The organism is Zunongwangia pacifica (assembly GCF_023499215.1).
GTDB lineage: Bacteria > Bacteroidota > Bacteroidia > Flavobacteriales > Flavobacteriaceae > Zunongwangia > Zunongwangia pacifica.
This window is the reverse complement of the sequence record NZ_JAKHSK010000037.1, coordinates 25,362-50,191: the sequence shown is the minus strand read 5'-3', so window position 1 is coordinate 50,191 and position 24,830 is coordinate 25,362. Positions and strand designations below refer to the sequence as shown.

Genomic DNA, 24,830 nt, shown 5'->3' with positions numbered 1-24,830 from the left:
GACCGCTGTATTTGAGTACATCGAAATATGGTACAACCGGAAACGATTACACTCCTTTTTGGGATACAAAACTCCTTACGAAGTAGAACAAGAATTTTATCAATTTAATAATGTAGCATAGATCTTAAAAAAACTGTCCGACTTTTTCTTGCAAGTCCATTTTTTTTTATCTGTTTTAAATTTTGAACAAAATAAATGCACCTTTTTTTCCTAAAATATTGAAAAAAGACATTACGATATAATATTTATTTTCAATGCTTTATCACTTTTAATTCTCAATATTATTTATCATTTCTATAATCAGTTTAGAAAGCAATACAGGTCTTTCCTCCGGCACGTAATGCCCACAATCATCAATAGCCATACTCTTTAAATTATGGCTTATATTATTTAAGGAATTTCCTAAACCATTACCTACAGCATGTGCTCCACCTATAGCCAGAACAGGAATAGTTAGCTTTTTTAGGTGCTTTTTATTTTGAAAGCTACTTGTAGAAAAAGCCCTGTAATAGTTAAATCCATTTTTAAGTTTAGCCTTTCCTTTATAGGCCTCGACATACACTGCCAAATCATCTGAGCTAATTGCTGACCTTATAAAAGATTTTTGATTAAAAAACCAAGATAGATATTCTTTTTCCTTGCCTTCAATTAAGAATTCGGGGAGTTCTTCGATTTGATTAAAATAGAATTGCCAAATTTTATGAGCATTATCAGTATTAAACAGCGAGGAATCAATGAATCCAGGAATACCGGCATCAATTAAACAAAGGCTTTTCAGGTTGTTTTCATATAGAAAACTATAAGTTGTCGCAATCCAGGCGCCAATATCATGGCCAACCAAATGAAAAGAAGCGATGCCCATTTTAATCATAAAACAGTGTATCTTATAGGCTATATGTTTACTATCATAATTTGTTGTAGGATCGCTAGCTCCCAAACCAGGTAAATCTAAAGCGATCACCTTATAGTGCTTAGAAAGTATAGGGATTACTTTTCTCCACGTATAGGATGTTTGAGGCCATCCATGCAATAATAATAATAAAATAACTTCTCCCTCACCTTTTTCTATATATGCCATTTTTTCATTATCAATATCCAGATAATGATAAGTTGACCGAAAAGATTGAGCGCTCCCCAAAAAAGAAGCTAGAAGTATAAAAGGGACTGGTATTTTCTTTAAAACCATCATTTTTTGTTTTAACGGTTCAAAAATCAGAAATTATCAAAATTTATTTATTGACCTATGTTAAGGGTTTTATCCTACTTAAGGATTCTGGCTCTATTCCTAAATACGACGCGATTTGATATTGTGGTACTTTTTGCTCTATGCCGGGGTAAGTTTCAAGCAACAGCCGATACCGCTCTATGGCCGAATCCATTAATAAGGAAGTTTGCCGTTTACACTTTCTAAGAAAATAATCATCACTAATAAATTTAGCAAACTTATAGGCCTCGGTATTTTCTGAAAGGAGTGCATCATAATTTTTTTTACTTAACATGAGAAGCTGGCTATCTTCAAGAGCCTGTAGATAGCCTATAGCCGGTTTTCCGGTCAAAAAACTGGAATAAGCACTGGCAAAAGTAGCTTCTAAATGAAAATCTATATTATATTCAGATCCATCTTTTCCGATAAAATACCTTAAGACTCCGCTATTTACGAACGCTATAAAATCACCTGCTTTTCCAGGAGTAATTAAATACTCTTTTTTCTGGATTGTTTGTATAACCATTGATGATAAGAGCTTTTTAATAAGCTCATCAGAAAGCTTTAAATTTTCATGTATGTATTTTTCAAAATCTTCCATAAACTAATAAATCGTAGAAATTAATCTGACAATAATAATAATTCTTAATTAGAAATAGTATGTTGAATAACATACTATAAATTGCTATAAAAGCTCTTTGAAGTTAAGATGAAAAACTTGCAGGAATAGAAGCGAAAGTGGATAAAAAGTAGATATTCATCTTTAATTTAATAGTATTTCAATTTGCTTTTCGCATTAGTGGACTATGCTATTGCTGTGCTTTACTCGATAACCGAGATTAAATGCTCAGATCCCGATATCGGGATGCCTTTAAATAAAAATAATTTTCTAACAAATGCCTCGTGCGTTTGCCCTAAAGTAGTTTACTCCTACCCTATTCTTTTTTATCTTGAATTTTCTTTTTTAAATTCTCCAAATCAACTTGATAAAATTCCCACTCAGGATCTCCGGTTTCCTTCACCATTTTTAAAGCTTTTTCATAATACTGCTTTGCTTGCTCTAATTCCTCTAAATTTTCATAAGCCTTTCCTAAATTGGAAAATGCATTATAAGAATTAGGATTTGAATCAATGGCATCCTGAAAGGCCTTCAACGCATATTTATCATACTCTTCTATGCGTAAAAATGAATAACCAAGATCTGTTAAAGCATATTCATTGGAAACTTCAAAACCATAATTTTGAGATAATTGTTTGTAATATTCTTTGGTTTTTTCAATAACTTCAAGTGCCCCTCCCAGAGCTAAAATCTCTTCTTTACTTTTAGGCACTTCATATAAAGTTGGTTCGAAAATAAATTTTAAACCTTTATATAAAGAGGGTAAGTTTGTTGAGCCATGTGATTCTTCCTGCATAGGTTGATATTTAAATCGTAGATTTGAATCTTCATGGGTTATTTTATAATTCTCGAATGTTCCGCTTAATTTCAACGTGTTTCCTCGCATTGTTCCTGAATTTTCAGTAGCTAATGTCATATAAAAACTAGTATGATTTTCTGGATTTATTGTAAACCCCTTTTCTAATTGTTCTGAAATCAAGCTGTTGGGATACCATAGACTAGGGCTTATAGTTAAGTAAGCATTAAATAGATTAGGTTCCTTAAAAAAGGTATAAACATTAAATAGTCCACCTAAGGAATGGCCGACTATTATTCTATAAGGTGCAGCTTTATACTTTTTTTCAATATGCGGAATTAGTTCTTGCTTAAAAAAAGAGATAAAATGATCAGCTCCGCCAGTAGTGCCCATCCTAGCTTGTTGCTCTTTACTTAACTGTGAAGAATCTGTAGTTAAATCTCTATTACGATGAGTATTTCTAACACCTACAATAATCATTTCAGGAATTAACCGGTTTAAATAAAGAAATTCAGTGACACCGACCGTATGGGTAAAATTATAATAACTGTCAAGCAGATACATAACCGGATATTCTTTATCGGAATTATTATAATTTTTGGGTAGATGAATTTCAAGCTGTCGATCTTCGTTTAAGATATCTGAATGCAAAATTTCCGATTTTCCAATACTAATATCATTTTGAGAAAAGCTCAAATAATTACTCAATATTAAGCTCAACATCAATAGATAAATTTTCATATTTATTTGTTTTTCAACTTTATTGGAAATACCCAGCCCTTAAGATACCTTTTGAATTTTTAAAGTTATGACTTTTTATACGAGTAGATAGTTAATTCTACGTTTTAGTAAACCGCAGGCATGACTCCTATTTTTAATTTATTCAAAATAGCCTCGCTCTTAAAAAAGATCAAAAAGTCCTTTGATTAAAGCTATTATAAGTCTTTTTAAACTTAAAATGATCATTTTTCCGTACAACATACCCTAATTACCACTCATCATATTTTCAGTAATTAATTACCAATCCCAAATTATCTTCATTCCATAATCAAAAAAAAATAATCATGCTCACATTAATAATTGCATCAGTACATTCCATTCTTCAAATAATATTAAAATAGAATTATTATGAAAAAATCACTAAATAGTCCAATAAGAAAATTCAAATATTTAACTCGAGTTTCCTAAAAAATAAAAAAGAGGAGCATAAAATAAGTCCTTAATTTTGAGATACCTAACTTCAAAATGTACTTACTATGCTCCAGGACAAAGTTATAGCAATTTATTGTTTGATTGACGATTTGCTAAAAGAAATGAATCACAAGGAACACAATAACAGATTATTCACCGATGGGCAGGTCATTACCACCGCCTTAGTATCTGCCCTCTATTTCCGGGGCAACCAATCTTTGACATTGGACTACATGCATAGCCATATTTTCGATCAGGTTATCAAAAAGAGTGGATCTACCAAACGCCTGCACAAGCTAAAGGAAACCTTAATGTTCATCCTTTTGCGTATAGGCAAGGTCTTCAAATACCTATGTTGTGAAATGGAATATATCATTGATTCCTTCCCTGTCAAGGCTTGTCACAATATAAGGATCAGTCGGTGCAAACTCTTCAGGGACGAGAAATACAGGGGCTATAATGCCTCTAAGCGGGAACATTTCTATGGGGTAAAGGTCCAACTTGTCACCACTGCCGATGGTATTCCGGTAGAAATGTACCTGGTGGAAGGTGCCGAGCATGATTCACAGATCCTTGGGAGGATGTACCACGACCTGCCCCCGGAAAGTTCCCTTTTTGGTGATAGTGGATATACCAACTATGAGATTGAAGATATGTTCCGAGAGGTCGAACAGGTTGACCTACAAATCAGTAGAAAATCAAATTCAAAACGAAAAGATACTCCTGCTTTGGCTTTTATTAAAGAACATATGAGGAAAAGGATAGAGACTACAATCAGTCAGATCAGTGCTTTGATGCCAAGGCACATAAACGCTGTAACGGCCAATGGGTTTCTCCTAAAATTGATCTTGTTTGTAATGGCATTTCAGGTCGATAAATGTATTTTAGAATAGGAAACTCGAGTTTATTATTATAAATTACTGATAATCAATTTAAATATTATTGAAAATCAAAATTAAGCTCTATAATTTTTTGAAAAATCCCCAATCTCACATCCCTTCCCTAATATATTTTATAGCTCTCTGTAAATGCGCATCGGTTGTTCTACCCAAATCTTCTATAGCGGGTTCAAAATAAATATCTGGCTTAATCCCTATGCGTTGCGTCTCCCTCCCATCAGGATAAAAAATGCCGTTGCCTGTAAAACTAAATTGATAATCTCCGGGTAGGGCAATCCTTTTTACATCACCATCAGCTCCGGCAGTTTGGCTCCCCATAACAGTGGTATTATTGTTGAATTGCCTTAACATCATGGTGAACCATTCTCCCATACTTTGGGTATGCTCATTGGTTAAGATAACTATTTTGCCTGTGTAAAGATCGCCCATAGGTTTATCCCCATTATCCGAAACCCGCATATAGGTATCTAGTTCGTCCTTGTATTTAAAAATGCCTACCTGTCTTAGGTCTACCGCATAATAGCGCGCAAATCGAAAAGGTTTTTTACCCAATAGCATTGGAATATAATAACCAAAAAATCCAGGCGACTGTGGGTATTTTCTCATGTCGAAAATGATCGCTTTTTTGCTTTTCAATTCGGTTGATAACTGAGGCATATCTTTATCCTCTGGGATATCTTGATCAAAAAAATTTCCTGCTCTTATCAAGGTAATATCATTTCCGATAGTCTCTATACCTTTTAAAGCATCTTCTTGAGCCCATTCTCTTTTTATATGATCTTGAATAATTTGGATATCTTGTTGCTCTTTTCGATCCAAAAGCGTTAACCTTAGATTTATTTTGGTTCCTTGCCTCTTCACTTTTACGTTTAAAATATTACCATTCAAATCACTAAAAGCAAAAACATCTCCTCTGGTATTGTTGGATGTACTCAATTCTCTATACGTAACCGCATCGTTTGAAGCGGGTAAAAACGAAGAGCGGTCCTTTAACCATTTCTTTATTTTGATGCCATTGATAGCTACAATTTCATCTCCTGGCTTCAACGCACTGATTTTCGCCAGCGAATCGTTTAAAAATTCAGTTATAATAAGTCCGTTTTTCGTTGCTTTGTAATCAAACGGAGGATAATACCGAACATTAAAGATAATGTTACTTGTTTGCATGCTTCCAGGTGACATAAAAGCTGCAGAATGTGTGTCGTTTATGGCAACAGCTAACATCAATACCCCTTTTTCATAACTGGTTTTGTCGTTGATAGTTTTAAAATATGGAATCATTTCTGCTAACACCTCTTTCCAATCTTTATCCATTACATACTTATAAGGAAAAAGAAATTCTATAGCATTCCAGGCTTTTGCCAATGTTAATAGGTTCATCGCCTGAGAATTAAAGGTGTAGTTGGGATAAGCTGCTTCGTTTGGTAGATCACCATCATGAAAAACCTCAGGTACATAATGATGTTTACCTGTATGGTTGATTGTATTGGACAAATCTTCTAATTGTTTTTTTAATAGCGAAGAATAACTTTTGCCTTTAATCCAGTCATAGTCCACATTATTAATTAGGTAAGGTCCATTAATCAATTTTGACTTAGGATAAGTCTGGTTTGAAACAATTGATTTTGTACCAATATCTTTTGACAGTTTTATCATAAGTTGGTTGAACTGATTTTTATCGGCTTTTTTTACAGTATCTATCAATTCTAAAAATACCTTATCGGCATCAAATTGTCCTGTTATGCTTTTTTGAGATCTGTATTTCACCAATCCCCAAATCTGGATAAATTGTTGTATATTTTTATTTTCAGCTTTATCATTGGGCTGTTGCGTATATCCAATAGTTATTTTAAAAAATAAGAAAATCGAAAGTAATAGAAATTTGTGCATAGTGAATTCAATTTTTTATTGATGACAAATGTCTATTTTAAACCAGTATTTTCATAAAACAATTGACCAACCGCTTGATTCTATTGACAACAATTAATTTGTAGTAGAAAAAGACTTACAAGGCTATTTGACGGTTTCGTCAATAAAATCGACTGCTTTGTTTATTCTTTTTTAACTTAAGAGTTTATTGACCTACTTTTGACTTGATGAACAAAAAATGGTTATTTTATCTGCATTTTGGCTACTGGCTTTTGATTCTTGCTCAAAATTTACTTGAGGCATTGGGGATGGGAGTGCTGGGAACTCAAATAGACTGGTTCTTATTTTTTTCAATTGTATTGCCGGTTAAATTTTTACAAATTGGATGTCTGGCATTATTCTTCTACGTTAACTATTTATTACTCATTCCCTATATCCTTAAAAAGGGAAACCTCATTAAATATGTTCTTTCAGTATTAGGATGTATACTCATCTTTAGTCCGCTTTACTATCTGATGGAGCAAATCGTCTATCCGTTAATCGGGTGGAAGTCTTATGAAAGAGACCTGGATTTCTCCTTTGCATTCATCATAACCTTAAGTGCCAATTTTGTAAATATTTTTTTGGGATTGCTTTTAAGCTATTTAATGGACTGGCGCACCCTGCGTGCAGAAAAAGAATTAGTGGAAAAAGAACAGCTTAAAACAGAACTGGCTTTCTTAAAATCTCAGGTAAACCCTCATTACTTATTCAATACCATCAATGATATCTATGCACTCACTCAGCAACAATCTGAAGAAGCCCCTGTAGCACTATTGAAGCTTTCTGAACTTTTACGGTATATGCTTAGGGAAAGTGATGATCCATACGTATTACTTTCTAGCGAGATAAATTATCTGGACAATGTAGTAGCACTGCAAAAAATTGGGCAAAAAGGGCATGCTCATATTAAATTTGAAGTATCTGGTATTGTGGGTAATCAAAAAATAGCTCCATTGATTTTGATCAATTTTGTAGAGAATGCATTTAAGCATGGTGTTTTTATAAGCAGCAAAGATCCGATCCAGATATTAATTTTTGTAGACCGACATGATTTTAATTTTCACTTAAAGAATAAGATAAATACGGCAAGAAAAGATAAAACAGGTGGTATTGGACTAGCGAATGTTAAAAGACGTCTCTCTTTGCTATATCCGTATAGACATGAACTTATAATTAACCAGCAAAATGATTATTTTATTGTTGATCTAAAAATCGAGCTTTATGATTAAATGTATGGTTGTGGATGATAAACCTTTGGCCATTGATGTTTTAACACATTATATTGCAAAAATACCTGTACTTCATTTAACTTTTAGTACAGACAACCCGTTAGAAGCTTTAAATAAAGTATTAGAGGGAGAGGTTGACCTTGTATTTCTTGATATCCAGATGCCTGAACTAAGTGGTATACAGTTTATGAAGATTGTAAAAGGAAAATGTTTAGTGATATTAACCACTGCTTATGCTGATTATGCACTAGAAGGTTTTGATCATGATGCAGTGGATTATCTGCTAAAACCTGTTTCTTTTGAGCGTTTTTATAAAGCGATTGAGAAAGCACAGCTGATATTGAAAGGTTTAGCTGAAAAAGATGATGTTAAAACTTCGGAAACCGAGACTAAAAAGATTGTGAGCGATATTTTTGTAAAAACAGAGTATAAACTCGTTAGAGTGCATTTAGATGAGATACTCTATGTAAAGGGATTACAGAATTACCTAAGCATTTATACCACTGATGAAAAGATCACAAGCCTCCAAACGATGAAAAAAATTGAAGAGCAGTTGCCAACCCATCAATTTATTCGAGTTCATAAATCTTATATCGTATCGATTAACAAAATAGAAAGCATTCAGCGAAACCGTATCAGGATAGCTGGAATTACTATTGCACTGGGTGAGGTCTACCGTAAAGCATTTTATGATGCAATAGCTACTAATTAATGCGTGACTATTAAAAAAGCAGAAAAGCTGCCATAAATAATGTGGAGATTGTAATGATTATAATTTTAAAATTACAACTTCTACATCTTTTAGAACAGCCTTTCACTTCTAAATAAAATAAGTATAATCCAAAGACCCCCGGGGCTTGCCCCGAGGTATGCATAATTAGAAAAACCTTTTCATTATTTCCAGGTATCCAAGAGTTTGGAACTGGATTATTGTACAAATTAAACCTTGATAAAAGATTAAAGTTTAACACCAAAACCTAATCCAAAAAGCCACGGATTAATATCTACATCGGCTCCAACGGTAGCATCTAAAGCAGAAGTGGCATTCACCGTAACATCGGTTTGTAGGAATAACTTTTTAACATCCAGGTTAATAAACCACTTATCACTAATCATATAATCAAAACCTAACTGTCCGGCAAAGCCAAAACTGTTATCATAATCTAAATCATCTGCCACAGGACCTTCATCTACGCTATAAAAAATAGTATAGTTCACACCAGCTCCGATATAGGGTTTAAAATTACCCAATTCAGTTAAGTGATATTGAAAAGTAAGAGTTGGCGGTAATAACCAAACACTTCCTAAATCGATATTTCCTGCAGCGGTATTTACGGCTTCCACATCGTGTTTTGTCGTTCCAAGTATAAGTTCCAACGACCAGTTTTTAGTAAAAAAATAAGTAATATCTAATTCAGGAATAACAGAAGTAGAAATATCGGCATCCCCACCTATCGCCTCTATAGAAGCTTTTTCATCTGGTGAAACCACTACTCCTCTTAACCTAAATTGCCATGGATTATCTTTAGCGCCTTCACTTTCCTGAGCCTGAAACGAAAAACTAAGCAATAATGCAGCAATTGTTGTAAATACTAATCTTCTCATAATTTCTAAATTTTATTATTGCCCAAAAATATTTCGAAATAGATCCCAAAAAGATGATAAAAATCATTAAAATTCATTGTTTTTACGCTTATTAGTATTCTTGTTATACTTTTACTAATTAAATTTTCTAAATGTTGTCTAGAAATGTTTACAAAATTAATAGTATCGGTAAGGTCTAAATTTTAGGTTCTCTTAATTTGGTAACATGTAAATGCAATAGTTTGAAGTGAATTCAACCAATAAGCTTAATGATGAAATGAACCAAAATGAACAGTAAAAATATTTTTCTTATTGTCGATTTTTGTGAGGTACCTTCAATCAAAAAATTAAATATGCGTTATCTGGAAGGCGGTGAACCCGATGTATTCGATTTTCACTGTCTGCAAAAATTAGAAGAACTTGATATTTCAGAAAATACTATCGCTAAATTAATTCTGAAAAACGGTTCAGTATTAACTAAGCTTTCAGCCAATGACATCGGAAATTCAGGTATGCAAAACTATCCTTTTATTGCTGAAGTTTGTATCGATGACATTCCTGAAGAATTAGAACAAATTTCAGAAATAATCGACGAGAATACAGTAGTAACATCAAATTGTAGCTTTTAAAGGACTTTCCCAAAGTGTATTTAAAATAAAAAAAGACTTATATCAGAAATAAAGTCTTCGATATAAAACTTTTACAAAGATCTTTATTCAGTCTCCCAGATTTTTTTAAATTAAACTCAGGTTAAAGCTTTAAGTCATCATTTCTTTAACTTTAATGAATATAACTGTTAAGAGTAAATTCAATAATGAAATTATTTTTTAGATCCCTTATAGGTGGTATACTTGCGATTTTATCTATTTTACCATTTCTTTTTTTAGGCCTTTCTTTATACGATGCTTTCCCGAATATTTATGGTATTCTGGCTTTAGGAGCTATCTCCATCTTAAGTTTATGGATAGCATACAGCATATTTAAATTAATACGAAAAAGAGGGATTCTAAAGATTTTAAGCTATCCTTATTCTTCTCCAGAAGCGGATAACTTAAAGGATAAATAATTTCAAATTACTTTATAAAAAAAGAGAGGCGAAAACCTCTCTTTTCAACATATCGAAAAACAATTAAAACTATATAGAATAACTAGTAAACTACTTATTCTATACTAATTGAAATAGATTTCTTTTTCAAAGGAATTTTAAAAGCTCCATTCATTTTATCAAATTTAAGATCAAGTTCTTTATTCGATCTTAAGTAAGCTTGTGGGCTATCCTCAGTTTTTTCATTTAAAATCAACTCGATTTCTTCAGATGATTTATTGTAAATCAAGGCTTTAAAAGTACCTGCATCTAAAGTTAACCATAATTGTTTTGGTTCAAAATAAATTTTACTTTTTGCTGCTGTTGTCAGCACTACTTTTATTTCATCATCGTTCTCCTCGATATTTCCACCAAAAGAAAGCCATCCCAGATCTTCATTCTTTGTGATATACGTTGCGGTATTTATCGCGTAACCAAAAAAGTTAGATCCATAATCCCCCGACAAATAATCGATTCTCATGGTCGATGGATAGGAATGGAACGCTGCAGATCCAAAACCATCCTGAGTTATATTCGAAATCGCTCCTAAAGTTCCACCATAGCCAACTTTCAATAAATAAAAATCGGGATGATCACGATAGGCTTTTAAAACAGGGATCGCATTTAAACCTGACCCGTAATGATGAATTTGGCGTTCTACCCTGGATAATTTTCCTCCATAAAGAAAATCCCAGTATCTACGTGCATTACCATTATACGCCCAGTGCGGCATGACCGGCATGTACGCAAGAATAGCATTTAAGGTAACATTGGCTTTTTGCTGATATCCAAAATAATCACTCCACATGAATACTTCTTCCTGCCCGGTAGAATCCCACGGCATTTCACTACCAAACGGATAGTTTAGCGATTTCCAATGATCGGCCCTTTTCTTCATTGAAGCTTCCAGTGTCGTCGCCATGTCCGTTAAACCTTCAGTTTGCAAATCTTTCAAAATGTTTAAGAAAACTGTTCCTTCCATTTGTCCAAATTCGGCATACCATGGTGCAAGATCAGACATGGCAATAGAGGTATAATACGCCTGCTCCAAATACCATTTCCAGTCGTGATTATCAACTAAACCACTGTGATATCTGGCTAAACGGTACATTACCCAATAAGCTGCTGCAACGTGAGGATAGTTGTAGGATCTTCCGGGATCGTCTGCTCCTTTTTTATTCCACGCGGCCCAGGTATTGTAGTTTATCGAGTCGTTATACGTTCCTTTTGGTAAAGAATCCGGCTCATAAAAGAAAACACTTTTTTTAACGCCGTATTTTCGTTCTCCTTCATCATACTGAATGCCGCCCCAAAGTGTTTCATCGATAAATAACTGAAGCTTTTCAATCTCTGCTTTTTCTGGCTGAATAAGTTGTTTCATCATTGCTCCCAACCAGCTTCCGGCTCCACCTTCATCACTTAATCCGGCAACCCAAGCGCGGCTGTCCTGGGTGATCTGTTTTTTATCTTCATAATCATAAGAGATCACCGAGTTTGTTCTTCCAAAGAATTCATCGGGTTCATCAAACCACTGTTCGGTCATTAAAAAATGACCAAAATCATCTACAACCTCAGTTTCAGGTTTTATCACTTTATAATTAATCGTTTGTTCTAAACCATCTCTATAAGCAACCGTGACACGACTTCTCCCCCAAATTTTTCCTTCTACCCGATATTCGGTAAATCCGCCTCCTTTTTTACCAATTTCAGTAATTTTAAGCGCGTTTTTAGGTTCTACTAAAATAGCTTCAACTTCTTCCGGATAATTCAGGAATAACTTTCCTTTTACATCCATTGGCAATACATATCCCGGTACACCAACCGCTACCGGTCGTTTTTCTTCGATTAATTGATTCTGAATTTCTTTAATACCAGGTGCCAGTACAAATTTCAATGCGAAATTTTTGGTTTCTCCAGCTTCAAGATTCAAAGACGTCGGTTTATTCCACTGTTCTTTTCCTTTCCACTCCTTTTCGGCATAAGCTTTACTCAATGCCATCCATTCATGTACTCCTTCAAATACAATACTCCTTGTGGTAGGATCATCATTTAAAGGACGGTACGCCTCAAAAGGCATATTTTCCTCTGGCAACACCAGTAAAACCTGTCCTTCTCCGGTAAGATGCTTTACTTCTACATAACCGGCATCATTACCAATATAGGGATCAAAAAATACATTATCGGCATGTGTTTCATCCAGATGTTTTCCTTCCAGAATATTATTAAACGCCATTGGTGTCCCTAAAGCACCGATTTCCATAGTTTTAGTTGTTGGATTTGTAATCTCAAAGCGTAAAACCAACGCGCCATCTTTTTTCTCGTAATATCTTTTAATAGTAAGCGGATTATCTTTTCCTAACGTATTACTTAAATCTGCCGCTGTTAAAACATGACCCGAAACCGATAAGGCTTCTACTTTTTTTCGGTTTTTAGCGGTTGAAAACGATTTCCATTCGCCATCCTCTCCTTTAATTCTAAAGTTTAGATCGCCTATATAATAAATGCCATCTTTATCACGAATTTCGATTCGCTCGCCCGGAGTAAAATCAAAATCGAGATCTGAATTTGGATATAATCCGGCTACCGTTTGTGAAGCATTGACCAGTTTTAAGGTAAACTCATCGGTTTTAAATGTTGTAAAACCATCTTCTAGTCCCAAAGTAGATTCCCGGTCTTTAAGGTTATCCCAATACGTTGATTTTTCCTGTGCATTCACTGCTGCCGTTATTAAAAACAACAACAGTAATGTTTGTAATTTAGTTCTCATGTTCATTGTTTGCTCAATTATCAGGAATTGCAATCAAAAATATACAATCCCGACTTACCACTTGTTTATGCTTATTTGAATTACCGAATTATTTAATCACTTTAAATTTATAGATTCCTGCACTTTCCTTCGGAATCTTCATACTATTTTCTAAAATTTCTATATCCGCTTTTCTAATGCTGATGCGGTCTTTATGTTCTTCATCATTAAAAACCATATCATGTTCTCCTGAAATAATAAAAGCTTCTCCTGAAGTGGCTATACCTTCTGAAAAACCATTTAATTTTAAAAACTGCTTTTGATGAGTCGCATTTACCACTGAAATTGTAAGAAATTCACCATCTTCTGTTAAAGTAGCTGAAACATCTAAAGGTTCTGGCGATCCGGTAAATTCAACCGGCTGCGTACCAAATTCCTTGCGATATAATTTTAACACCAGTCCCGTGCCTTCTAACCAGGCATCTGTTTTGGTGGTTTTTATCGCGCCAATTACATTTACGGTTTGTGCATAATTCGCCATATAATAAATATCCGACTGGCGAGAGAATTCATTCAATCCGGCAGCGATACCTAACGCATCCCTTAAAAAATAACGTGTCCCCAATAATCCATACACATGTGGACCGTACCAGTAATTCCACTCATCCATAGCAATTTTGATATTCTTTTCTGCTATTCCGGGAATTTCCCTACGCGCTCTTCGGTGCTCTTCAGCAACAGCCGAAATCACCTCAGGCATCTGGTTCACGTGGGTTAATAACCCACCGGCATGCCAGTTTTGCTTATAAAAATGTTCACTTATAAAGGTCATGTAATCTGCACAATTCTTGTACATCATATCATTCCATTTTCCGGGATATCCCACAGCGATAAGATCGATATCGGGATCTACCGCCCACATTGCTTTAGCCACCTTATTATGCTTTTTCACATAATCTTCGATAGGCATGTGCCCTAACTGCCAGTCCCCAAACATTTCGTTTCCTACGGCCCAAAGTTTCACATCGTAAGGTGCTGGATGCCCGTTTTCAGCTCTCCATTGTCCCATTTTTGTAGAGACCGCTCCGTTAAAATATTCCACTTCCTCCGCAGCTAGCTCAGCGGTTCCCAAACCGGTGTTTACGGCAATATTTGCTTTGGTGTCTAAAATCTCACAAAGTTCCATAAATTCGTGTACACCAACATCGTTATATTCCAAACCATTCCAGGCACGCTCAAATTTGGTGGGGCGCTTATCGGGATCACCAATTCCATCTTTCCAGTCGTAACCTGAAACAAAATTTCCACCGGGCCATCTATAGATCGGAGCATCTAACTGCTTCATTAATTCGATTACTTCAGGGCGGTATCCTTCAATATTGTCGCTTGGCATTAAAGAAACTGCAGCTAAAGTTAGTTTTCCATTTCCTTCAAAAGCAATTTCTAAAACAGCATTATCGCTGGTTTCTTCCGAAGAAAACTCAAAAGCTATTTTCTGAAAATCAGTTCCTGAAACTTCAAAACTCTCCTTAGTTCCGTTTAAAGAAATCGTAACTTTTTTGATGCCATTTCCTTTAAAAACCAATCGGCCTTCATAAGTTTTGCCAGAAACAAGGGCTAATTTTTGTTGTTTTAAGCTTAAATTATTTTCTACCTGATACACCGGTAATTTTCCTTTTGAATACGCATACGAACTATCGATGGTAACCAAATTGGTATCTACAGCCGTTTCCCAAGGTGATAATTTGGTGCCGGGAACATAATAAAATTTGCGATCGTCCAGCATCTCTGCCCACATCCCACCGTAAATAGATTTTCCCATATGTTCTATAAACTGCCCATAGATATAGGGCGACATAGGATCTAATTTTTTATCCAGGTGTACCGTAATTGCAGGCTTTAATTCTTTAGCTGAAATTTCTTCTAACTGAAAATGATCAAAATAAACTTTCCCTTTGGCCTGTCCTTGTTTTCCCAATAACAATTCCAACAAAAAGCTATCGTCCATTGTGGTAGAGAATTCCATTTCCACTTTTGTCCAATCGGTATCACCTTTAAAAATGGTGTCTCCGGTAAATTCGAATTTTCCTAATCGTAATCCGGCGCCACTTTGTGCGCTTTCGCCTTCTACACCTTCAGTTTTTACATAACCGGTCACTTTATAAGTGGCAAAAGGTTTTACCTCTATTTTTTTAAACCAACGTTCAGCCGTTAAGGTATCTGAAGAAAGGATAAGCACCTGCGAATTGTATTGATCTGAAGCCGTATCACTGTAATGTACCGGTGCACTCCAGGGTTCGTACTGCCAGTCGCTTTCTTTTACCACTGCATTTTTTACAGGCGATAATAAAATTTCGTTTTTATCCTTGCCGCAAGAGTAGATCGTACAGACCAGAAGTAGAAGAAAAATTCCTTTAAATTTTTTCATGTAGTAGGTTTAAGGGGCTTTTATTTAAAATCGGTAGAGAATTTCCAGTCGGCGTTATAATTTTTAGGAATGTCCTTATCTTCTAACAATAACCGCAGCACGGATACCGGCATGATATTCTCTTTCATAACGCGATCATGAAATTGTTTTTCTGTCCATCCCTTTTCTAAAAGCTCCTTTCGCATGGCATAAAACTGAAGTCCGCCGATCATATAAGCTAATTGATATAATGGCGGGGTGTACGATGTCGCAAAAGACCGGCGGACTTCAGCTTCAGCATTGGCATACTCATGCCCTACTTTGTTTACTAACATGTCTATACACTGTTGCGGAGTCCATTCTCCCAACTGATATTTTAAAGAGAAAATGATTCTTGCACAACGGTGAATTCTCCAAAAAAGCATTCCCATTTTTTCTTCTGGAGTTCTTGGAAAATCCTTATTCCACAACAAAATTTCCCAATACAACGCCCAGCCTTCCATCCAGAATGGAGTATCAAACGAACTACGGTAAGGTTTATTCCGCTGATTCATATAAAACTGAAGATTATGTCCGGGATGCAATTCGTGCTGTACGGTAGGGAATGAGAAATTGGGATTATTACCACGCATGCTCATTAATTTATCGTCGTGCTCCATACCTTCTGTTGGATACGAAATACTAATTTCCCAACCACCGGTAAAAAACGGATTCACTTTTTGCCGTTCCGGGGTCATCATAATCATTCCCCAGGTTTCTTTAGCCAGTTCCGGAATCGTAATAAGATCACGTTCTTCAATAAAATCTACGGAATGTTCATATAAATCATTAATCGCTTCTGGCTGTTTACCTGGCGCTACATACGTATTTTTTACATGCTCTAAGGCTGCTTTCCAATCTTCACCATAGCCCATTTCCTTAGCAGCTTTAATCATTTCGGTTTTACACCAGTCAAATTGCTTTTCAGCGGTTTCGATTAGTTCTTCTGGCGTATAAGGAATAAACTCATATTCCAGGTTTTTGATCAGCGTTTTTCTACCAACCGGTTTCCCTATAATTCCGCTGCCATCATCCTTCTGACTCTCTTTGGAATAATGTTCAATAAGAAATTCGGCATATTCCTTCAATTTTTGATCTAAAGAGGCATACGGAGTCTTCATCCACCAGGTAAAATCTGGATCGTAATCATAATAAAAATTATAAGCTTCACTTAAACCACGTTGAAGCGAAGAAATAATCGCTGCAGCCTTTTCAGCCTTCAACCAATCCTTAAATTCGTTGTTTTTAAGCACTTTTATTTTTTCTGAAATGCTCTTTTCAGCCTCATTAAAAGTCATCGCCAATACTTTGGCATCTGGCTGGGTTCCTCTTCTTCTTTGCTGAATAAAAGCATACAAATTATCTGCAAAATCGACTACTGAAGCTACTTCTTGAAAAGCTGCGTAATCCTGATTAAGCAGATATTCCTCCTTTGCGATCAGGTTTCTTAAAAGTACATAATCGGCTTTTCCATCCTTCGATAATCCGTTAAAATCGATATTTTTCAGTTTGGCTTCCCAATCGGTATAAAATTGATTGTAACGCTCGTAGTATTCTTTAGATTCACGCATGGTATAAGTACGTCTTAACGCAAATTTATCGGCTCTAAAGGTGTTAATTACATCGATCATCTCATTAGCATAAATGCTACTGGAAAGGCTTATAAATACGAAAAGAAAACTTAATAATTTCTTCATGCTTTGGTTATTATAATTATAATTTAGTTCTACTTTATTTTGTCATTCCGTGCTTGACACGGAATCTCTTATTGTATTTTAGAAAAATATATAGATGAGATTCTGAAACGAGTTCAGAATGACACAGTTAGATATATTATTCAAGATCTACATCCAGATAAACTGAATGTCTACCATAAGTTTCGTAAAATGGTTTGTAAATGATCCCGTCGATCTCGAAAGTCAGTTCTTCCGGATTTCCTTTGATGGAAGCTCCAATATTTTCAGCATCAAATTTTACTTTGCGCCATTCGGTTCTTGGCTCATCTTCCTGAGCGGCTAATAAAACAGGACCGTAAAATAAACTTGCGATATTCTGCTGATCCATCACAGGATCTAAATAAAAACTGAATGGCATTTTTAGTTCTACCGTGTCGCCATCTTTCCATTTTCTGCTAAGCGTTACATAGGTTCCGGGAGTGGCTTCCATTTTTTCTTCCTTACCATTGATCTTTAAGATAAATCCCCTTGTTGCCCAACCCGGCACCCGTAATTTAAGATCAAATTTACCTTTACCGTTAATCGTTAATTTGGTATGATCTTCTTTAGGGAAATTCGTTTCCTGAGTCAGTTTTATGTTTTGCTCATGCCAGTGCAAGGTAGAGGGTACGTAAAGGTTCACATACAATGCTTTGTTATTAGCATCTTTAAAATAGATGGAATTCTGAAGTTTTGTGCTGCTTTCTAAAGCCGTACCGTTGCAACAGGTAAAACCGGTCATATTAGGATTGCCAAAGCTTTTTTTGGAGCCCGGGCGCAACGGAACGTGATAGGTGTTTGCCGGAGAATCTTCTGCTACCGATGCTAAAATATGATTATACAATCCACGCTCGTAATAATCCATAAGCTCCGGGCGCTGTTCGTAAAGGAATAAATCACGGGTAAGTTTTAACATATTATAGGTCGCACAGGTTTCGTTTTGCCCGCCTGCTGATAAACCATTTTCATATAAGGTTCCCGGTTGCGCAATAAAACATTCGGCATTCGCAGGATTTCTGGCTCCTGCCACTCCGCCAATACTGTACATATAATCGTTAGTTGCTTTTACCCAAAAATTATCGGCCACATTAAAATATTCCGGTTTATCGGAATCCCGATACATCTCTAAAGCGCCTACAATCTGCGGAATATGCTGATTGGCGTGTAAACCTCTAAAGGTATCTACATTTTTGGCTAAACCGTGAGAATGATTCGCATCTCCAAAAAATACCTTGATATTGTCAAAAAGTTTGGCAGTTTTTAAATACTCCTCTTTTCCGGTAATTCGGTATAAACGCGCCATAGCTTCATTCATTCCGCCAAACTCACCTGCGATATAGCGATTCCACATGCTTATCAATGTCTCGGTTGGTAATTCGCTTAAGCGTGCATACACCCAATCTCCCATTCCTTCAGCAACCGCTAAAGCTTTTTTGTTTCCGCTTACTTCATAGATATCCATTAATCCGGCAAGGATCTTATGCAAGGTGTAATACGGTGCCCAAATCTTGGTTTCTTCGGTACCATAAACCGCTCCATTTTCAAGCATAATAAATTGATCAGGCGGATATGCACTGATAAAACCTTCTCCCCAGTTCCAGTAATCGGTACGAATACCTTCTTCGCTAAGATCGGAACTATATATTTCTTTCCCCGGTCCCATAGGAACCGCTGTTGGATCGGCATTAAAATCACCACCATCTTTGGCAGGTTTTCCAGACATTTGCGATAATTGGTATAAGGTGTTGACCATATACTCCATTTTATCGGCAAAATTCTGCTGCAGCTCTTTATCGTATCCCGTACTGGCATAAGCCTGCGCTATAGCAGTTAAATAATGACCGGTGGCATGTCCGCGTAATTTGGTTTCCTGAGTATCCCAAACGCCAAGAGGTTTTGCACCTTGTGGCTGTTGCTGGCCAAATGCATTTCTAAACATATACAAAAATGAATCGGGATCTGTTTCAGCAAGAGTATTTATAAATTTATCACGATTTTCGATGAATTTCGTGTTTTGTCCGTTGGCATTGGCCTCTAAACTTACCTGATCCAAACTAAATGTTTCTAATTTTCTGTCTGGCTTTTCAGTAATAATATGCTCAACTACGTTAACGGTAGCTTTAGGGGCAAGATCTGTTCCGGCAACGCTTCCGATTATGGTATAGGTTCCGGTTTTTAAAACTTCGCTATTATCTGTTGGCGCCGGCCAGATTACTTTTACTTTTGGCCCCTTTAGGCCATTTTTATAAGTACCTGCAAGCGTTCTTGGTAGTCGTGGTAAAACGCCTACCTCTGTTTCTATTTCAATATCTTCTACTGAAGTTAAAAATTCATTATACACTTGCGGAGCAGTTCTTGAAAATTCCGGCAGGTTATCCTGAGGTTCTTTACGCTCATTTACCACCCCATCTTGCTTTTTTAAAGCATTTTCAAATATTCCATTTACCTGATTATCGGTTAATGCAATTCTATACATTCTGAAATCATGAATACTGGCATCCAAAAAAGCCTGCTCCTGCGCGATAGCTTTACCGATGTATAATTGATTTTCTTCTCCAGATTCTACATTAAAAATATCAGATAGTTCAAGGTCAATTTTTTCTTTCATCCCCACCTGAACACCATTGATATAGGTTTTTATAGCTTTTGAAGGCACGTCGATCACCAATACCAAATGTGACCAGCGATCTTTAGAAACTTCAGCTACTGAGGTTGATAATGTGTATGTTTTATTCATACTTTTTGCAACTTCAGCAGTAAAATCTGTATATGCTCCTGTTCCGAAGGGTGCTAAATACGTATGAGAATTTTGATTTTTTCCGAAGTAAAAAAAGATCTGACCTGAATTTGTGGAATTCGGTTTTACCCAACCTGCTATACTAACCGACTCAACATTACTAAGTGCTGAAGCAGGCAAAGTGATGTATGATCCTTTTGAAAGTGATAGCACATTTTTAAATAGTTCGTCTTTTACAAACTCGGCGTCACCTTTAATTGCTGCATGCAGGTTATTACGAGACCAGTCTTTGGCATCTTTATCAAAAACATAGCGGGCAATTAAACCCGTTTCTCCTATTCCATCAAGAATCTGATCGCCCTGAGCGCGGACTTCAACTAATCCCGCGATCAAAACGCAAATAAAACAGGCAATAATTTTATACAATTTCATATTATAAATCTTTCGGTATCAAAAAATAATTTTCTTTCTAAATTAAATCATCCCGGCGTTCAATCACGGTATTGCCAGATAAAACTTAACTAAAATATCGACAATCGGGATAGTTAATTTAGATCTTCAATGACAAATTAGTTGTAAACCTGATCCCAGGAAGGTGGGTCTACCTCCAGTAAATGCTTTACAAAAAAGTCCCTTCGTTTACGTTCTCCAAATACGCCTCCAGAGGTATGATTTTCCCCGGGTAAAACAACCAGTTCAAAATCTTTATTGGCTTTTATTAAAGCATCTGCAAATTGCATGGTAGATGCAGGATCTACATTATCATCTACTTCTCCCACAATAAGCATTAGATTTCCCTGCATTTGAGCGGCATTTTCTATATTGGAGTTCGCTGCATAATGCGGCCCAATTGGATAGCCCATCCACTGCTCGTTCCACCAGATCTTATCCATCCGGTTATCATGGCAACCGCAAGAAGCCACGGCAACGTCATAAAAATCGGAATTAAAAACCAAAGCAGCCCCGGCACTTTGCCCCCCGGCAGAAGTACCACGAATACCTACTTTATCGGCATTCATATAAGGATATTTTTCAGCCGCTGCGGTAATCCATAATTTACGATCTGGGAAACCGGCATCTTTTAAATTTTGCCAGCACACATCGTGAAAGGCTTTCGATCTGTTAGAAGTTCCCATTCCGTCGATTTGTACGACGATAAATCCTAGTTCTGCTAACGAACTTAAAGCCCAGTAATAACTATTGAATTCCTTCGGAACAAACGAATCATGTGGACCGGCATAAATATATTCGATGATCGGATAGGTTTTTGTGGGATCAAAATTAGTTGGTCTTACAATAATTCCCCAAATATCGGTTTTGCCGTCTCTAGCTTTCGCAGTAAAGACTTCGGGCTTTTTCCATCCTGTTTTTTCTAAAGCCGAAATATCAGCCTCTTCTAATATCAATATTGGCTTTTTCTTACCTGTTTTCTTTAAAACCGTAACCGCCGGCATATCTACACGGGAATATTGATCTACATAATATTCCTTATCTGGAGAAAAAGTCACTTTATGATTTCCATTTTCAGAAGTAAAACGGGTAAAATTCTTTCCGTCAAAATCAATTCGGCAATAATGAATTAAATACGGATCCTGGTCTTTATCCAAACCGCTTGCCGTAAAATAAATTTGACGATTTTTGTCATCTACTTCTACTACTTTTCTTACTGGCCAATCTCCTGAAGTGATCTGGTTTTTGACTTTCCCGGTATTACTGTCATAAAGATAAAGATGGTTGTAGCCATAACGTTCTGAAGCCCAGATAATTTCATCTTTTCCTTTTACGTCATGGCGATATTTTTTACCACTATAATCGATAAAAGTCGGGCTGGTTTCATCGATTATCGCTGTCGCTTTTCCTGTTTTGGCATCAACCTTAATTACCCGGTATGCCTGATGGCCTCGCTGGTTAAACTCAAAAGTAAACGAAGAACTATCATCTTTCCACTGATAATTATATAAAGCGAATTGAGCGTTAAAAAGATCTGTCGCTACCGGAATATGCATTTTGGAAGGTACATCAAAAAGTTGCGGACTTTTAAAATCTAACTCATCTCCCGGTTTGGTATAATCCCTTGTATGTAATTTTGGCTGAAGCTGATCTTTTGGACTGGATTCTACGAAATAGATTTTATGATCTTCTCCCGGCCTAACTTTATAGGCGATAATCTTTTTACTATCTGGTGACCAGATTATATTAGCAGCATAAAAGAACCCCTTGGTACCATCAAAACTTAACTGTGTTTCGACTTTGGTGTTACTGTCTTGAATATACAGATTAGAATTCTTTATAAATGCCGTATATTTTTGATCTGGTGATGGTACAGGTTCTCCTTCTCTTTCGTCCCCTTTTCTACCCCAATATCCCCTATTCCAATCTCTTTTCGGTACGGTGTCGATAACACTAAGCTTATAACCAATAAGATTTACATTGTATCTTAACGTATCTAATTGAAATTCTAAATTCGATCTGTTTTCATCAAATTTCAGGTTAGCAATTTCAATTTTTGAACTTTCAATTTCCTTTTTCAAAAATTCTGAAAGAGCGCCAGCTAATTTATCATGATCAAACGCCGTTTCTCGCTGAAGGGTTTTAGCATTTACAAAAACATATTCAGTACCATTTTCAGTATTATTTCTATACCAAAATTCATTTTTATTTAACCAATTAAAGGTATTTGGTGTATTAAAAACCTTATTTCTGAAAAGTGTATCGAGAGATTCTGCTCTCTTATAATCTTCTACTTTTCCCTGGGCACTAGCGACTATCGAAATTAGGAAAAAAATAAAAAAGGTATAAACAGGTGTTTTCATAGTTTAAAATTAAGTGAAAAGCTATTTAATTTTAAATCTGTCATTAACATATATTTATATTATATTAACATTAATTGATAAGTTTTATATGCTTTTACGACCTTATAGTATAGATTCTATAAAATAAAACGGAGTGATAATTATCACTCCGTCTTCATATGTTATAAAAACAAAATCTTAATATCCAGGATTTTGTTGAAGCTTAGGATTAGCATCTAAAAAGGTCTGAAAAATTGGAAAAACATTTTTATATGTTGCATCAGGTTCTGCATCTTTACAAAACCAGGATTTGCCGTTATAAACATTGGTATTAGACCCTGATAATCTAAACCTGATAAGATCCTGTCTCCGATGATGTTCTCCTACAAATTCCCAGGCTAAATCATCTAGAAGGCCTCCTAATTCTATATCATCTCCACCTTCGTAAGTAGCTACAAGATTGCTGTAGTTGGTAGCACCTTCACTGGTATATTCTCTGTGTCCATAGTCATAAATACTTCCGGATGTTAAATCCTGTACAGAGCGTACGGCTTCAGTACCATCTTCAAATGCACGAGCACGTACTTCACTTACTAATCTTGCGGCCTCAGCCTGATCCCTGTTAAGTCTCAATAAACACTCTGCCTTGATAAACATAGCGTCTGATAGTCTAAAGAAGGGGACATCATCACCATAAGTTCCATCGACACCCGGTACAATTTCATTCTTTACAAAACGATAGCCTTCCATCATATAAGCTCCCGGATTATCTATAGAATGAACTCTTTTCGTATAAACCAGATTAACTTCTCCCTGGTCATCTGCATTCATCCTCAATGGTTCTCCGGTTTCATAATGATATTGCTGCCCATAAGCCCATGTATCTTCTAAACGCGAATCATTTTCATGATAGGTATCTATAAATTGTGGCACTGCACAACTGCCATTCCATGGAGACCCGTCGTATCCAAAAGCTTTAGCGCCCTCACTAGTAAGTGCTTTGTTTACCAAATAATTACCACTGGCATAGGTGTAATCTAAAGGAATTGCAAAAATAATCTCATTATTGCCGGCTAGATTGGCTTTAAAGTTGTCTTTATAATTTGGTGAAAGGGAATAACCGCCGTTATTAATAATATCATCTACTTGTTGTAAAGCCAGTTCAAAATATTCAGTATTACCATAATCATTAAACCATGCATTATGATTCAGGTACATTTTGGCAAGAATCATTTCGGCTGCATATTTATTGGGGTAGCCATAAATTTTTTCGGTTCCCAAATCTTCTTTCACAGCATTAAGCTCAGATACAACAAATTCAAAAACTTCTTCTGGACTGGCCTGTTCTGGCAGGTAACCGCTTTCTACAGCTTGTGTTGTTTCTAAAGGTACATTTCTAAAACAATCGAATAAGATATAATAATACAATGCACGCATGGTACGAAGCCTGGCACTTTGCAAAGCATTTTCCTGAATTTCAGGAAGGTCCAAAATAGTATTGGCATAACCGATGCCAGAATAAGCATTATCCCAAATTGTACTAAAGTGCCCAATATTAGAATTAAAATCATGCTTATGCATAGAAATATATAAATCTCCCCAACCCACTCCTATACGCAAGGGAGTCATAATTAAATCTGAAGACTCTTCCTGGATATCAAATAATCCATTCCATTCCCAGTATGTATACCTTAAATGGTTATATACGTAGCCTGTTAATCTTGAAATATCCTCCTCGTTATTAAAGTCTATGTCCTCGTTTGTAAGAATACTATAGGTGTCTTCAGAAAGATCTGTACAGGAAAACGAGGTCAGAAAAAAAGCAGCTATTCCTGTATATTTTAAAAGTTTATTTTTGAAAATTTTCATGATGTAGT

Annotated in this window: 17 protein-coding genes; 6 read left to right on the top strand and 11 right to left on the bottom strand. The window is 35.8% G+C overall.

Annotation, left to right across the window (positions count from 1 at the left end):
- Positions 1–121, top strand: a 121-nt coding sequence (locus tag L1967_RS18710; RefSeq protein ID WP_249603031.1) for an IS3 family transposase, incomplete at its 5' end; no start/stop codon positions are given.
- 147 nt (positions 122–268) lie between these two features.
- On the opposite strand, the gene L1967_RS18705 is transcribed toward L1967_RS18710, so the two are convergent.
- From L1967_RS18705 to L1967_RS18695, 3 genes are all read right to left on the bottom strand, one after another.
- Positions 269–1,078, bottom strand: a complete 810-nt coding sequence (locus L1967_RS18705; RefSeq protein WP_249603030.1) for an alpha/beta fold hydrolase — start codon at positions 1,076–1,078, stop codon at positions 269–271.
- Positions 1,079–1,241: 163 nt separating this feature from the next.
- Positions 1,242–1,730 carry a Crp/Fnr family transcriptional regulator gene (locus L1967_RS18700; protein WP_249603029.1) on the bottom strand — a complete coding sequence of 163 codons (489 nt, stop codon included), beginning with the start codon at positions 1,728–1,730 and terminating at the stop codon, positions 1,242–1,244.
- Between the two features lie 409 nt (positions 1,731–2,139).
- Positions 2,140–3,360, bottom strand: a complete 1,221-nt coding sequence (locus L1967_RS18695; protein WP_249603028.1) for an alpha/beta hydrolase-fold protein — start codon at positions 3,358–3,360, stop codon at positions 2,140–2,142.
- A gap of 515 nt (positions 3,361–3,875) precedes the next feature.
- On the opposite strand from L1967_RS18695, the gene L1967_RS18690 reads away from it, so the two are divergent.
- The gene (locus tag L1967_RS18690; protein ID WP_249603027.1) at positions 3,876–4,703 is read left to right on the top strand and encodes an IS982 family transposase; all 828 of its coding nucleotides are present in this window, start codon (positions 3,876–3,878) and stop codon (positions 4,701–4,703) included.
- A gap of 96 nt (positions 4,704–4,799) precedes the next feature.
- On the opposite strand, the gene L1967_RS18685 is transcribed toward L1967_RS18690, so the two are convergent.
- A complete protein-coding gene (locus tag L1967_RS18685) occupies positions 4,800–6,599 on the bottom strand; it encodes a S41 family peptidase (protein ID WP_249603026.1) in 1,800 nt (599 codons plus the stop codon).
- 206 nt (positions 6,600–6,805) lie between these two features.
- Between L1967_RS18685 and L1967_RS18680 the strand changes: the two genes are divergently transcribed.
- Positions 6,806–7,849, top strand: a complete 1,044-nt coding sequence (locus L1967_RS18680) for a sensor histidine kinase (RefSeq protein ID WP_249603025.1) — start codon at positions 6,806–6,808, stop codon at positions 7,847–7,849.
- Entirely contained in the window at positions 7,842–8,561 is a 720-nt protein-coding gene (locus tag L1967_RS18675; protein WP_249603024.1) for a LytR/AlgR family response regulator transcription factor, read from the top strand. The genes L1967_RS18680 and L1967_RS18675 overlap by 8 nt, the downstream gene beginning before the upstream one ends.
- 245 nt (positions 8,562–8,806) lie before the next feature.
- Here the strand turns inward: L1967_RS18675 and L1967_RS18670 are convergent, their stop codons facing one another.
- The gene (locus tag L1967_RS18670; protein ID WP_249603023.1) at positions 8,807–9,454 is read right to left on the bottom strand and encodes an OmpW/AlkL family protein; all 648 of its coding nucleotides are present in this window, start codon (positions 9,452–9,454) and stop codon (positions 8,807–8,809) included.
- Between the two features lie 266 nt (positions 9,455–9,720).
- On the opposite strand from L1967_RS18670, the gene L1967_RS18665 reads away from it, so the two are divergent.
- Together L1967_RS18665 and L1967_RS18660 are read left to right on the top strand one after the other, a co-directional pair.
- Positions 9,721–10,062 carry a hypothetical protein gene (locus L1967_RS18665; RefSeq protein ID WP_249603022.1) on the top strand — a complete coding sequence of 114 codons (342 nt, stop codon included), beginning with the start codon at positions 9,721–9,723 and terminating at the stop codon, positions 10,060–10,062.
- Between the two features lie 185 nt (positions 10,063–10,247).
- Positions 10,248–10,499 (top strand): hypothetical protein, encoded by a 252-nt coding sequence (locus L1967_RS18660; RefSeq protein WP_249603021.1) that lies wholly within the window; start codon positions 10,248–10,250, stop codon positions 10,497–10,499.
- Positions 10,500–10,593: 94 nt separating this feature from the next.
- Here the strand turns inward: L1967_RS18660 and L1967_RS18655 are convergent, their stop codons facing one another.
- The 6 genes from L1967_RS18655 to L1967_RS18630 all read right to left on the bottom strand — a co-directional run bounded on the left by L1967_RS18655 (position 10,594) and on the right by L1967_RS18630 (position 24,822).
- Positions 10,594–13,284, bottom strand: coding sequence for a DUF5695 domain-containing protein (locus L1967_RS18655; protein WP_249603020.1), 2,691 nt, complete (start codon positions 13,282–13,284; stop codon positions 10,594–10,596).
- Between the two features lie 88 nt (positions 13,285–13,372).
- On the bottom strand, positions 13,373–15,691 hold the full coding sequence (locus tag L1967_RS18650; protein WP_249603019.1) for an alpha-L-arabinofuranosidase C-terminal domain-containing protein: 2,319 nt from the start codon (positions 15,689–15,691) through the stop codon (positions 13,373–13,375).
- A 20-nt stretch (positions 15,692–15,711) separates the two neighbouring features.
- Entirely contained in the window at positions 15,712–17,406 is a 1,695-nt protein-coding gene (locus L1967_RS18645; protein WP_249603018.1) for a DUF885 family protein, read from the bottom strand.
- A gap of 136 nt (positions 17,407–17,542) precedes the next feature.
- Entirely contained in the window at positions 17,543–20,593 is a 3,051-nt protein-coding gene (locus tag L1967_RS18640) for a beta-L-arabinofuranosidase domain-containing protein (protein ID WP_249603017.1), read from the bottom strand.
- Between the two features lie 137 nt (positions 20,594–20,730).
- Positions 20,731–22,974 carry a S9 family peptidase gene (locus tag L1967_RS18635; protein ID WP_249603016.1) on the bottom strand — a complete coding sequence of 748 codons (2,244 nt, stop codon included), beginning with the start codon at positions 22,972–22,974 and terminating at the stop codon, positions 20,731–20,733.
- Between the two features lie 177 nt (positions 22,975–23,151).
- Positions 23,152–24,822 carry a RagB/SusD family nutrient uptake outer membrane protein gene (locus tag L1967_RS18630; RefSeq protein ID WP_249603015.1) on the bottom strand — a complete coding sequence of 557 codons (1,671 nt, stop codon included), beginning with the start codon at positions 24,820–24,822 and terminating at the stop codon, positions 23,152–23,154.
- Between the last annotated feature and the right edge of the window lie 8 nt (positions 24,823–24,830).